The organism is Fundicoccus ignavus (assembly GCF_009659375.1).
Taxonomy (GTDB): domain Bacteria; phylum Bacillota; class Bacilli; order Lactobacillales; family Aerococcaceae; genus Fundicoccus; species Fundicoccus ignavus.
The window spans coordinates 35,602-48,599 of the sequence record NZ_WJQT01000004.1 but is presented as its reverse complement, the minus strand read 5'-3'; the positions used below and the strand labels follow the sequence as shown (position 1 = coordinate 48,599).

At 41.6% G+C, this 12,998-nt stretch carries 11 protein-coding genes and 1 pseudogene; 1 reads left to right on the top strand and 11 read right to left on the bottom strand.

Annotation, left to right across the window (positions count from 1 at the left end; translation table 11 throughout):
- Positions 1–332: 332 nt before the first annotated feature.
- The 11 genes and pseudogenes from GF867_RS04385 to GF867_RS04335 all read right to left on the bottom strand — a co-directional run bounded on the left by GF867_RS04385 (position 333) and on the right by GF867_RS04335 (position 12,121).
- On the bottom strand, positions 333–536 hold the full coding sequence (locus GF867_RS04385; RefSeq protein ID WP_153831903.1) for a hypothetical protein: 204 nt from the start codon (positions 534–536) through the stop codon (positions 333–335).
- Positions 537–1,299: 763 nt separating this feature from the next.
- Positions 1,300–2,646 (bottom strand): FGGY family carbohydrate kinase, encoded by a 1,347-nt coding sequence (locus tag GF867_RS04380; protein ID WP_366927751.1) that lies wholly within the window; start codon positions 2,644–2,646, stop codon positions 1,300–1,302.
- 17 nt (positions 2,647–2,663) lie between these two features.
- Positions 2,664–4,067: a 6-phospho-beta-glucosidase gene (locus GF867_RS04375; RefSeq protein ID WP_153831901.1), complete on the bottom strand. Its 1,404-nt coding sequence runs from the start codon at positions 4,065–4,067 to the stop codon at positions 2,664–2,666.
- Between the two features lie 3 nt (positions 4,068–4,070).
- A complete protein-coding gene (locus GF867_RS04370) occupies positions 4,071–4,406 on the bottom strand; it encodes a PTS sugar transporter subunit IIA (protein ID WP_153831900.1) in 336 nt (111 codons plus the stop codon).
- Between the two features lie 10 nt (positions 4,407–4,416).
- A complete protein-coding gene (locus GF867_RS04365; protein WP_153831899.1) occupies positions 4,417–4,731 on the bottom strand; it encodes a PTS sugar transporter subunit IIB in 315 nt (104 codons plus the stop codon).
- 5 nt (positions 4,732–4,736) lie between these two features.
- Positions 4,737–6,971 carry a BglG family transcription antiterminator gene (locus GF867_RS04360; protein WP_153831898.1) on the bottom strand — a complete coding sequence of 745 codons (2,235 nt, stop codon included), beginning with the start codon at positions 6,969–6,971 and terminating at the stop codon, positions 4,737–4,739.
- A gap of 265 nt (positions 6,972–7,236) precedes the next feature.
- Positions 7,237–7,938 (bottom strand): annotated as a pseudogene (locus GF867_RS04355) (IS30 family transposase); the annotation flags it as partial.
- A gap of 230 nt (positions 7,939–8,168) precedes the next feature.
- Complete coding sequence (locus GF867_RS04350; protein ID WP_153831896.1) at positions 8,169–8,480, bottom strand: PTS sugar transporter subunit IIB; 312 nt, start codon at positions 8,478–8,480, stop codon at positions 8,169–8,171.
- 19 nt (positions 8,481–8,499) lie between these two features.
- The gene (locus GF867_RS04345; RefSeq protein ID WP_153831895.1) at positions 8,500–9,921 is read right to left on the bottom strand and encodes a glycoside hydrolase family 1 protein; all 1,422 of its coding nucleotides are present in this window, start codon (positions 9,919–9,921) and stop codon (positions 8,500–8,502) included.
- Between the two features lie 85 nt (positions 9,922–10,006).
- Entirely contained in the window at positions 10,007–11,314 is a 1,308-nt protein-coding gene (locus GF867_RS04340) for a PTS sugar transporter subunit IIC (protein ID WP_153831894.1), read from the bottom strand.
- Positions 11,315–11,665: 351 nt separating this feature from the next.
- Positions 11,666–12,121, bottom strand: coding sequence for a SixA phosphatase family protein (locus tag GF867_RS04335; RefSeq protein WP_172973954.1), 456 nt, complete (start codon positions 12,119–12,121; stop codon positions 11,666–11,668).
- A gap of 188 nt (positions 12,122–12,309) precedes the next feature.
- Between GF867_RS04335 and GF867_RS04330 the strand changes: the two genes are divergently transcribed.
- Positions 12,310–12,996, top strand: coding sequence for a hypothetical protein (locus GF867_RS04330; RefSeq protein ID WP_153831892.1), 687 nt, complete (start codon positions 12,310–12,312; stop codon positions 12,994–12,996).
- The last annotated feature ends 2 nt before the right edge of the window (positions 12,997–12,998 follow it).

The following is a 12,998-nucleotide window of genomic DNA, read 5'->3' as shown; positions in this document are numbered from 1 at the left end:
CTGAGCGAAGCACAAAGTTTGCCAAATTAATATAAAGCTTATATTATAATCCCTTGTACTAAAGAAAAAACCAAGGCAGTGTCGTGTCCATGGGTCACGACGATTAGATTAGATCAACAGGGCATTTATATCGTGTCGGCCTATTGGTCGACACTCCTTTTGCTCTTCGCTTTTCTTTTATTGAAGCAATGAATAGTGTTAATGATGTAAATAGACATCTTGAAAACCGGTTAGAATCTAGGCAATTGAACTGCCCCTGTCTACTTGACAAGGGCAGTTCAAAACTTGGTAAATCAACATAAAATTTACAAATTCTCAGACTAAAAAAACCTTCAACCACTACTAACCACCTTCACTTTCAAAGCTTGATAAGCTTGTATCGCAATCGGTGCCACCCCCAAGATGGACGCTAGCATAAACGCCAACGTGAATAGCCACTCATTCCCCAGTACTAACCGCGCGAAAAATCCTAACACAATTAAACTTCCACTCATTATCGCGATTCTATTCTTCTGACTTAAAATTGCCTTTTGCATCTTTATCGCCTCCATATTTTCTCTACACTCTTAGTATAGGGCGCCTCTCAGTAAAGCAACTTGATTTCCATCAACTTCAGCCACAATATTTATCTAAATCCAGCAACGTGGTGATTTAGATAAATAAATGCAGCTCATTTTAGCATAGTGTGTATTCACATATGATTGATAAACTCACCGCTTTCGTAAAGCATTATGTTAGTCAATCAAGGCGAAACTGATGATTGCTTTTAGAATCATGTCTCAGTTTCAAAAAGTGGAGCACGATAGCGTGCGAGTCGTGTCCCAGTTTTCAAAAGTCAAACACGATTTATTGAGAATCGTGTCTTAGTTTCAAATTCTCGCATATGATTAGGATTAGAACACCACGAACTCTTCCGAGACCCTGAAATTCTATTTAGCAATTTCAGGATGATAATACAGCGATACTTTTTTGGAACACTAAGTGCAACTCCGCGACTTGTTTTCCAAAGTGGTACCGAGACAGATAATGGACAATCGGCACAGCTGCTCTGATTTTTGAGAAAACAAAATTGACAGAGCTTAGCCGATTGAGCTGGAAAAGCACGAACGTCAGTGAGGCTTTGAAAGCGACCTCCGCATTGGAAAACAATTAGCTGAACGTAGTATAAAGCTTGATAAATCAACATAAAACTTATAAAACCTTAAATTATAAAAGAAAACCTTAAACCACTTACGTAGTCTAAGGCTTTGGATAGGATCTTATAATTGTTAACACGTCTTAGTATTCAATCTGCTTAAGTTAATTGTCACGGTTAGCTTTTTCCAAGTAACGCGCATAGTGTTCCTTGAAATCGCTAGTTGGATTGGGTTGGAGTACGCGATACTCATTCTGAAAGAGTTGATGGTGGGCGACCGAGATACTGCCCAGCGTTTCCGCATTTTCCAAGGTAGGTATATAGAGCGGGTAACCTAAAATATCACAGAGTAATTGGCTGAAATGCGGTAACTTCATCACGCCACCGACCACGCCAAGTGCAGAAAAATCGGCTAATTCAGCGAGTGCTTCGACGTTTTGCTTAATATTAAACATCATCCCCAGAATGATGGCATACAGAACACTTTCGCGACTACTGGTGCGACTCAAGGCGAAAAACTCAGCTAAAAGTGACTCGTCCCATTTCGGGGCGCGTTCGCCGTTGATATAAGGCAGAAAGATTTCCCGACCTTTAGGGCGTTGCGATGCCACTTGATCTAGCTCCTCAAAGCTACAATTAAAGATACGCTGGGCCCAAGCTAAAACATCGGCTCCATTATTGCTCGGCAAGCCTAATAAATAAGCGTCTTCCTTAATATAGTAGGCAAAGTTTTGATAGGCAGGATTAACGTTTGGTTTTTCAGCAATCACACGCACCGCATGACTCGTGCCAATCGATAATACGGCGACATCGCTTAAGTCCGCAAAGACATAATTAGATGAGATGCCATCCGATGTCCCAATCGTCACGCGCGCAGGTAAATCCGTAAGTTGTGATGCAGCACTGTAGTCGATTTCCACCAAACGCGGCAATTGAGCTGGCGCCAAGCCTAAGCGTACTAATGATTCCCAATCCCAATCAAGACTGGCTAAGTTCAGCAAGCCACTTGCAGCGGCATTGCTGCGGTCCAAAGCCCACTCACCTGTTAAGCGGTAGAAGATAACGTCTTTAAGCGAACCGATGAAGGTCGCTTCTGACAAATCCAAATCACGTAATTTATAGAATGGATTCATCGTATGGCTCGGCGTTCCGGTACGCATGTATTGCGCTTGGCGTTCGGCTAAAGAAGCCGAATTCAGGCTTACAGCTCCGCGTTGGTCCGCCCAAGTTACTAAGCCACCAATCGGCGCATAGTCTGCCGTCAATAATTGAACACTGTGCATTGCGGTAGTTAAGACTATTTCTAATTCGTCCAGGCCAAAGCGTTTTTTGAGTTTCAACAAGCCTTTGGTCAAATTGGTGTAGATTTCGTCAACGGACAGCTCGAATAGGGTCGTATTTTGGCTGATTTCAGAATGGGCATAGGTGACGGCGGCCAATAATTCATTAGTTGGCGTAAATAAGTTGATTTTCAAATTGGTTGTGCCGATATCGACACTCGCTAAATATATTACGATAATCTTCTCCCTTATCTCGTGGCGATATACTCTTTGAACCAGTCAAAAGAAGCTTTTTTCAAACGTTTTTGAGTTCCTTTTCCTGCATCATCACGGTCAACATAAACAAGGCCGTAGCGTTTAGACATTTCACCCGTTGAAGACGACACCAGGTCAATGAACGACCACATTGTGAAGCCAATTAACGGAATGCCATCTTCTTGCATCGCGATTTCCATCTCGTTTAAATGCGCTTTGAGGTAAGCAATGCGGTAATCATCCTGAATATGACCATCTGCTGTAACTTCATCCTTTGCGCCCAGGCCATTCTCAACCAACATCAGAGGTTTCTGGTAGCGATCCCAGATGGTGTTCATTACAATTCGTAAACCGAGTGGATCAATCATCCAACCCCATTCAGATTTGTCTAAATAAGGGTTCACCACCCCACCGGCCGCATTCCCAGTATTGAGTTCAACATCACTGGTATCGGCTTTAGACGTGCGTGAGGCATAATAAGAAAAAGAAATAAAGTCACACGGATATGCCGCTAAAGTAGCTAAATCTTCCTCTGTCATGTCTATGTCTAAACCTTCGCGTTCAAAGGTTCTCAGCGCCCATTGCGGGTAAGCACCACGTCCTTGGACATCTAAAAAGAAGAAGTTCTTTTGATTATTTTCTTGCGCAAGGCGCACATCGGCGGGATTCGCACTATAAGGATAGTAGTCACCGGCTGCCAACATCGCACCCAATTGTGCAGCTGGGTCAATTTCACGTAAACGTTTGGTGACTAAGGCACTTGCGACCATTTCATAGTGAGCCGCTTGATAAATAATTTCTTGGCGCTTTTCATCAGGTCCAATCGTGATGCCTGCCCCTGTAAAGGGTTTGTGTAGAATCATATTGATTTCATTAAAGCTTATCCAGTATTTGACTTTACCTTTAAAGTGTTCAAATAGTGTGACCGCATATTTCTCATAGTGAGCGATCATTTCACGACTGCGCCAAGAACCGCAAGCGTCTATCAAACCTTTAGGAACATCAAAATGACAAATCGTCACAATGGGTTCGATACCGTTTCGTAGTAGTTCGTCAATCACTTGTTCGTAAAATTGTAGACCCGCTTCATTTGGTGTCGCTTCAAGTCCCGTTGGGTAAATACGTGACCAGGCAATCGAGAAGCGGTAGGCATTCAGACCCGCTTCTGCCATTAAGGCGATATCTTCTTGATAATGATGATAAAAATCGACTGCTTCGTGTGAAGGGTAAAACGCGTCCGCATCCGCTTTATCATAAGCTAGATGGCCTTGGGCGATGGCTAGACGGTCTTTACCATGCGGTAACAAATCAATATTGGATAAGCCACGCCCATCTTTAAGATGAGCACCTTCAACTTGATTAGCAGCTGTAGCGCCACCCCAGAGAAATTTCGTCATGGATTAATTCGCCTCACTTTGTTGGGTCATATTCTGAATGGTATCATAAACGTCGACTAATTCTTTGGCCAAGTCTAGAAATGTGAGTGCAGTCATCAGGTGGTCTTGAGCATGAATCATCAAGAGCGTGATTTCCGCGTGGTTGCCATTGGCTTCAGCGGTCAAGAGGTCCGTTTGCGAGTTGTGCGCTTTATTGATTTTAAGATTGGCTTCCTTGATTTTCTCACGGGCACCAGTAATATCTTGTTTCTTGGCGGCATAAATTGCCTCCATTGCGCTACTCTTGGCATCCCCTGCGTTAATAATTAAGTTCATCACTGCTAAATTGTTATCTTCCATACTATTTCACCTATCCTTTGAGTAAATTAAATGCTTGTTGCAAGACGCTAGCGCCATTCATCCTACCGTAATCGAGCGGGTTAATGACCGCCATCGGAATGTTCTTTTCGGCAAGTGGCACGCGAAAGGTTTCTTCAAAAAATCGAACATGAGGGCCAATCAACACCACGTCAATCGTCGCTTGTTCCAAATAGTCCATCGCTTCAGTTGACGGTTTAGCCAAAACTGTCGCCTCAATGCCACTAATGCGTATCGCATCATTCATGGCACTCACTAACATACTGGTGCTCATGCCTGCTGAGCATACTAACATGATATTTATCATGGCGCTTAATCCCTCACAATCTCCATAAATATTTGTTTAAAATTATCGAACGTCGGTTGTTCCAGAATCGCGGTGACTTTCTCTTCGTGTTTAATTAGTTCGGCTAGACCACTATTGATTACGTCCAAGCCTTTGTTTTCAATTTTCGAATGCGACATGAGAATAACCATTTGGATCTCTCTGTGCTCCGCATCCCATTGCATGCCACCTGGAATTAGGCCGACCACGATTTCACTCGTTAAACCAACCGGTTGAGCTGGGTGCGGAAAAGCCACACGTTTTGTGAAGGCAACCGAACCAAAGCGTTCACGAATTTCAATCTGATTCAACAAATCCGTCACGAACGTTAAGTTATGTCGCGGGTCACTCAGTTTCTCAATCAGTTGAGCCAGAACCGTTTGGCGAGTAGGCTCACTTATTGGCTGCTTGTTGTTTGCGGTGTTTGTCTCAGCCACTTCATTCGTCTCACTTAGTTCAACAACTCCACTCGTTGCATCCGTATCGCCGATTATAATAAACCGTTCTGGACTTAAGTAGCGGTTAAAAATATTCTCCAATTCATCTTGTGTAGATGGGGTATGTTTACTTATGGCTGACAGTGATTGAGTTGTCTCAGGTCCTCGTTTCATTCCACTGCTCTCAATACCTCGTCCTTGTCTTTCAATATGTAAATTCAATGCTTCAATGTCTTGTTTATTTAGAAAGACACTCACTTTCACGACGGGAATGTTGTAAAAGCTCGTTGAGATATCGATAGTTGAAATAATCAAATCAATATCCGTCAACATTTCATCCTTTAATTGATAGTAAGAAATGACATCAACAATCACTAAGTTGGCTGCGAATTCATGTTCAAGACGACTTTTTAACATTTGCGCACTCCCTAGTCCTGTTGCACAAATCACTATCGCATTCACTTTATGGTCATTTTTATACCGTTCACATGCGGCCAACATATGCAGGGAAATATATGCCCATTCATGATTGTTGACCTCGTAGTCCTGTAAGACCTGTAGATTCTGCATGCCTTTTTTAGTAGCCGTTAACACTTCTGGGTATTTAGTCGTTAGCTCATCATACAATGGGTTCTGTAAAGAAATCCCCGTTTTCAATCGAGTCAACAAAGGTTCAAAGTGAACCATCAAACCCATCAACAACTGTTGATCTAGATTAAACTGAATGTCACCTTGTTCTTGCATGACCATCAAAGCTAATGTCAGTTGCTTTTCGAGTGTCAAACTAGTTTGATTCAATGCCTGCGTCGGGCTTGCCACGCTCGAAGCTGGCTGATTGGTTCCAATCTCAGCACCCGCTACCGAATCAGTTCCAGAATCAGTTTTCGCTACTGAGGTGTCCAAGCGATTGGCCTTGGATTTCAAATGCAAGGCGATATATTTCGCTTCATCTTCTGGAAACTTGATATCTATGAGACTTTCAATACTATTAACGATTTTCTCCGCTACAAATAACTCTTTACTGTATTCAAGTTGCTGGTCATCAAACGTTTTATTGATAACAAAACCTTTCTCATTACGTTTAATCGCTAACGCAATATGCAGCACCAAATTCTGTAAGACATAATCCGATAACCGCACTTCAAACTCACGGCATTTTTCTAACACGATAATAAAGATGGTTTCTGTCGAAAAACCGTCAAATTTATAATCAATTAAATCCGCATTCAACGAATCCACTGACTTCGGCGCGAAAAAATAATTCAAGATAAACCGTCGTTTATCAACTTCCTGCCCGACAACTTGAATATAACCGTCGGCATCATAAGCAATATTCAGCGCATATTTTCGAATTCGATTTTTAATAATTTGCACGACCGTCGAAACAGTCGACTTACTAATGTATAATTGCTCTGCTAAGTCTTCAATGGTCACTTGACGATTCTCCAATAGAATCGCATTTAACAAATAACGCTCACGGTCCTGATTATCTGCCAATAAAGAAGAATCCTCAAATTGGTGCCTTTGATCACGAATTGCCTCAATCAATTGATAGAATACTTGATTATCCTCAACAATCAAACGATAGCCGCTACCCTTTTTCATCTCAATGCTCGCACCATAAGCCGCTAATACCGATTCCAACTCGCGAATATACTTGCGCACCGTCTTATCCGACACTGCCATCTGACTCGCCAACACCTTACTCGACTGATAATCATGAGCATGTTCAAACAAAAACTGAACAATCGCTAATTCCGTTGGATTCAATTGTACATTTGCCACGTTGAAACACCTCCTAATGGCCTCTTTCTACTTAAATTGTATTGCTTCCCAAGCCAAGAGTAAAGGTTTTCAAAAACGAACTTCTTCCTCTTCAAAGCGGAACCCCATAGGAAAAATATGATTCACCACGCTACGCTCAAAGGTTGTGATAGTAGCTGAGGCACGTGCAATCAATCATTCAATGTTCAAACTCAAACTCCGAATTTGAACATTGAATCCCTTTTTTATAAGACGAATTGCAATAATTATTGCGACAATTTTTTATTTACTCAATCAATGAAGTTTCGTGCATGAATTTTTCTAAAGGTGTTTGATAATTCAGACATTTTCTTGGTCGATTATTCATTATCCATAAAGCCGTGAATAATTCAGTTTCACTCACTTTAGCTAAATCAGTTTTCTTCGGAAAGAATTCGCGCATTAAGCCATTCGAATTTTCGTTTGTCCCTCTTTGCCAAGCGCTGTAGGCATCCGCAAAGTAGAAATCAATGCCTGATGCCTCTACTTCTGGATAGCAAGCGAATTCTTTCCCGCGATCGGAAGTAAATGATTTTAAGGCGTGCTCAGGCAGATTACTTGTTAACTGCTCAATTACATTGTGCATCGCATCTTTAGTGCGGTTAGGTATCAGAAAAGCAAGGAATAAACGACTTTTACGCTCTGCAAAAGTCGCTAAACAGCCTTTACTCTTTCCACGTGAAGAAACCATTGTATCCAATTCCCAATGTCCAAACTCTTGTCTGTTTCTAACTGACTTAGGTCGTTTGGAGATAGGCCGACCAATATTGAACTTACCACGTGTTTCTTGAGGTTGGCGACGTTTACCTTTGTGTCTTAGAACTTGTAAGGAAACATTTAAGATGCCTTCATAAATCCAGTTATAGATTGTTTTAAAGGATAGTTTCTCTTGATAATCGCGACCCACAATCTGTTCGGGTGACCAGGTCAGTGCTAATTTATATTGAATATCCTCTCATCATAAATATAATTACAAAATAGAGTTAATATCTTGATACCCTACACAACTACATTCGATTTCTTCCGAGCTTTTAATTTTCCTCACTAACTTCCCACTCTTTGATCCGCCTTGATTAAATCATCAACATTAGATACCCTAATCGTGTCGGTCTGGAGACCGACACTCCTTTTATACTACAAGAAAAGCCCCTCTCCTATTAAAAGAAAGGGACTTGACTATTAACCGATTAAGCTAAGTGCTTGATCTAATACTTTTTCGCCGTTCATCATGCCATAGTCTTGAGGACTAATCATCGCAACTTCAATTTCATTGAAACGTTTTTTGTAATCAGCTTCTAGAAAACGGACTTGTGGGCCTAACAATAAAACATCTGCGGGTGTATCTTTCAATGTATCCACCGCAACTGAAGAAGCGATCGCTTCGATATGGGCATCTAAGCCACGCGCTTCGGCAGCTTTCTGCATCTTAGTTACAAGCAAACTCGTACTCATACCTGCAGAACATACTAAAATAATATTTACTTTACTCATTTCCTTCATCTTCTTTCTTTTATTTCGGCTCGTCAGATAAGTCAGCTACTTGTAATTGGCGCTCACGTATTAAAGTTGCGTACCAATTTGCAGATGCTTTCTTAGAACGAGCACGTTGATTTTCTAAATCAATAGACACTAAGCCATAGCGATTTTTGAAAGCATTCATGGGTGACACACAATCGGTAAAGGCCCATAACATGTAGCCTTCACAGCGAGCACCTGCTTCAACAGCTTTCAACAAATAGCGTAAATGTTCACGAATAAACTCTATGCGATAAGTATCTTGAATGACGCCCGTTTCATCTGTAAAACGTTGTTCATCCATTTGACCCATTCCGTTTTCAGCGACAAACCAATCTAAATCAGGATAGTTTTCCGTTAAATACATTGCCATGTCGTACATAATACTTGGATAAATTTCCCATCCACGAGAGTTATTCATCTGTTTACCTGGCAAATCAAACTCTTCATAATATTTCGTCGGATGGAAAGGCTGACCTTCCGCCCAAGCAAACCGCTGTGCTTTGACCCGCTTAGGATAGTATTGATTAACGCCTAGAAAATCGACGGTATTCTCTCGAATCAGCGCCAACTCTTCTGATGTTGGCTCAAACCAAATATCATTTTCACGACACAATGCAAGTAACTCTTCCGGATACTGACCTAACACCAACGGGTCAAAGAATACGCGATTATACAATAAGTCATAGTAATGTGCAGCTGCTTGATCTTCTTTCGAACTAGAACGTGGGTAAACCATTTCTGGATTCAAGATACACCCAATGCGCCCTGCATAACCACCAGCTTTATACACTTCAACGACGCGCGCTGTTGCCAGTACTTTATGGTAATTCCATAACATCCATTTCTTGGAATTCTGTTCATGCGGCCAACGAATCGCATCTAAGTAAACTCGAGTTTGCACCACAATCGGTTCATTAAATGTAAACCAATGTTTCACACGGTCGCCATATCTTTCAAAAACAATCCGTGCATACTCCACAAATAAATCAATCACGTGCTTAGAGGACCAGCCATCATAGCGATCCATCAAAGCTTTCGGTAATTCATAATGTTCCAAGCAAAACATCGGCTCTACACCGGCTTCTAATAATTCGTTAATCACATCACTAATATGTTGGGCGTAAGCTTCATCGACAACCAAATTTTCATAATCAGTAAAGAAGCGTGACCAGTTAATGGACGTTCGATAATGCGTCAAACCGATTTCTGCCATCAAGCGAACGTCTGTCTTATATTGATTCATAAAATCGGTGGCAACTGCTGGGCCATAGCCTTGATGCCAAACAAAGGGTTCGGCTTCATACCAGGCATCCAAATAGGAATCTTGCCCCGCTTGCTTGCCAGACCAACCTTCCGTTTGCCAAGCAGATGCCGCAGCACCTAAGATAAAATTTTCCGGTATCGAATAATTCATGTTGCCTCCTTCTCTCCACTGCCAGAATACGTCCTATTATCATCATGTATTTTAATGCGAGAAGTGTCTAAATTAGTATTTTGGCTTAGGCTTCTTCTTTAACCATACGGTCTGCAACTTTTACGAATGGTAAGTAAATTAAAACTGCGACAACGATACAAATAATTTGCGTAATCACAGCACCAATATTCCCAGCGGTTGCGATGTAGGCGTTAATAATCGGTGGTGTTGGCCAAGGAACCATCACAACGGCCTTGCCTGCAAAACCAACGGCAGTCGCGAAGTAACCAATCGCGCCAGTTACCATTGGGGTTAAAATAAATGGAATCGCTAAAATTGGGTTCAACATAATCGGTAGGCCGAAGATTAAAGGCTCGTTGATATTGAAAATACCTGGTGCTGCAGAAATTTTCGCAATTTGTAAGTAATCTTTACGTTTCGTTACAAGGAAGATGGCGATTAGTAAACCAATCGTTACACCTGAACCTCCGATACTCATGTACATGTCCCAGAATGGCATTGTAATAATATTTGGTAATTCTTTACCTGCATTGAATGCGTCCGTATTGATCGCAATTGCGCCTAGTAAAAGTGGTTCGCGAATTGGTTTGACCATTTGGTTTCCGTGAATCCCGATTACCCAGAATAACTGTGCAATAAAGATTAAGAAGAGGATTCCTGGTAAACCTTGAATGATGCCTTCAAGCGGTTCTTGAATCATCTTGTACATAATGTCATAGGCGTATAAACCTGTGGTAGCTTTGATTGCAAAACCTAATGCAGCCATCGCCGAAACGGTTAAAACAGTTGGTAATAATGCTGAGAACGATGCAGACACGTTAGACGGCACATTGTCAGGCATTTTAATATTCAAGCGATCTTGGTTTTCTAACCAGCTATATAATTCAATCGAAATAATTGCGACAAACATCCCTAAGAATAAGCCTTTAGTATCCGTATATTGTTTACCTAGGACATTCTCTACAATATGCATGGTGTCGCCATCCGCAAACTCTACGAATGTTGGGTTAATCGCCAAGTAAGACATAACCGCAACAATCCCTGGGAAGACCCCTTTGACATTGTTCAATTTAGCTAATTCAATCCCAATCAGGAATACGGCATAAATGGTTAAGAAACTTAAAGTGACATAACTGATCGATGCGGAAATTGGCTTCAATTGTTCTAACCAACTTAAGAAGCCGATACGTGCTAAACCATTGGTTGAATCGAAGACCATCGCTGAGAATAGCGTTCCAAAGGCTCCAGCGATAATCACCGGTAGTAAAGCCGCAAATGCATTTTTAATTACTTTGATGTAACGCCAATTGTTAATACGATTCGCTACAGCCCCGAGCGAATTTGATAATTTATCCAGAAAATTGTTTTCCATCTTTTTTCCTCCTAAACAAACCTGTTAACTGCTGACCACCTATTTTACTTTGCGTCTCCTCCTCATAATACTTCTGAGCTTTCAGTATAGTTAAAATCAGTTCTCTTTGTAAACGCACTCAGAAATCGTCTTTTTCCTCTTCGAAGTGGAAGTCCACTTAGGTAAATCTATTACCCTTTGGCTGACCTAATCATATTGCCAAAGTTTACCCGTGTAAAGGTTTTCATAAACAGTCATTTTCCACTTTGAAGTGGAAGCCTAGGAATATAAGACCTCGAAAAGCCCCTAAACCAACTACTTAGTCTAGAGGCTTTAGCCAAAATATGATTTTATATCGCGTGCTATGTGGGGTCATATTTTGCCGGAATAATTGGCAGTGAATGGTGATTCTGAGGTGAGGTAGAGGCTGGCCATATCGCCTTTCTTCATCTTGACGTGTTCGCCGGTCAGCTTGTGAATCCAGTCGGATAGCGTCGGTTCGTGACCGAATATTAAGAGTTTCGCATCATCTGAAACATCTAAATCAACAAGAGCTGCTTCAAATTTCGCAAATTCTCCTGTATAAATAAAGTCGTGTTCCGTTGCCGGTTCTAAGTCGAGTGCTTCTATAATAACCGTTGCCGTTTCGCGCGCTCTGACTGCTGGGCTCGTCCACAGCAAGACAGGCGCTGTGCCTAAGTGAGCTTTCAGAGCTGGAACTACCGCCTGCATCGCTAGAACACCGCTATCTGTCAGGTGGCGTTCGCGGTCCGTCTTTCCTTCTTGAAGTGCTTCCGCTTTCTCATGACGTATCAAAATAATTTCCATCTTCCTCTTCCTTTCCATAGTGTTGCTAGTATGTACGCTAGTTTAAGTTTACTGGTTATGGCGCCAAAAAGCTTGTCTGAGCTCGTTGTTTGGTGAAATTTAGGATAAGTTTAAATTTTTATTGATTTGAAACAAACTAGCAGGAAGGAGGTATAATGAAGAAAAGAGATAAAGTGAGGTGCAGTGTGATGAAAAAAGTTTTAATTTTCGTGTGCTTATTGCTCGGTTTCGCTTGGTCAGCTCCTATAATGGTGAATGCTCAAGCAGATGACATAGCTACTTTGACAGAGGACATCGCGAGTCTTGAAGCATCGCTTAAGGAAAAGCGTGCTGAATTAAAGGTATTACGTGCGAACACAGAAGGTTTATACACACTTGAAACGACCAATGCGACACTCGTATTCAGTAATTTACGTATTGAAGACAATCGTCTGTTGATTGATTTGGATTATACCAATGATTCGAAAGGTCCTTTGGATATTTACAACGAAATGTGGATGATTACCTTTGCGCGCGAAGATGAAAGGACGATTAAGCAACTGTGGTTGGACAGCGAGCGTGCTTTTGAAGTAGAAGGTCGCGAGACTTTCTTAAACAACATTCGCTTAAAGAGTGGCGCAACGATTCCGTTGACGTTGGCTTTAACCGAGAATGCTTACTATTATTACGCTGAATATGCGATGGAAAACTATCCGACTGATGAAATGATGGAAGCAGAAAACCTTGAAGAAACGTCGGGTGAGGCGGTGGAAGAAGTGACTTCCGTGAAGGAGCCGATTATTGAAGATACTGAGTCTCCTTTGATTATTCGCATTGACGCTTACTATACGCCAAGTGGCTTGTCTGAAGAAATCGTCGTACCTTTTGCACAATAAAG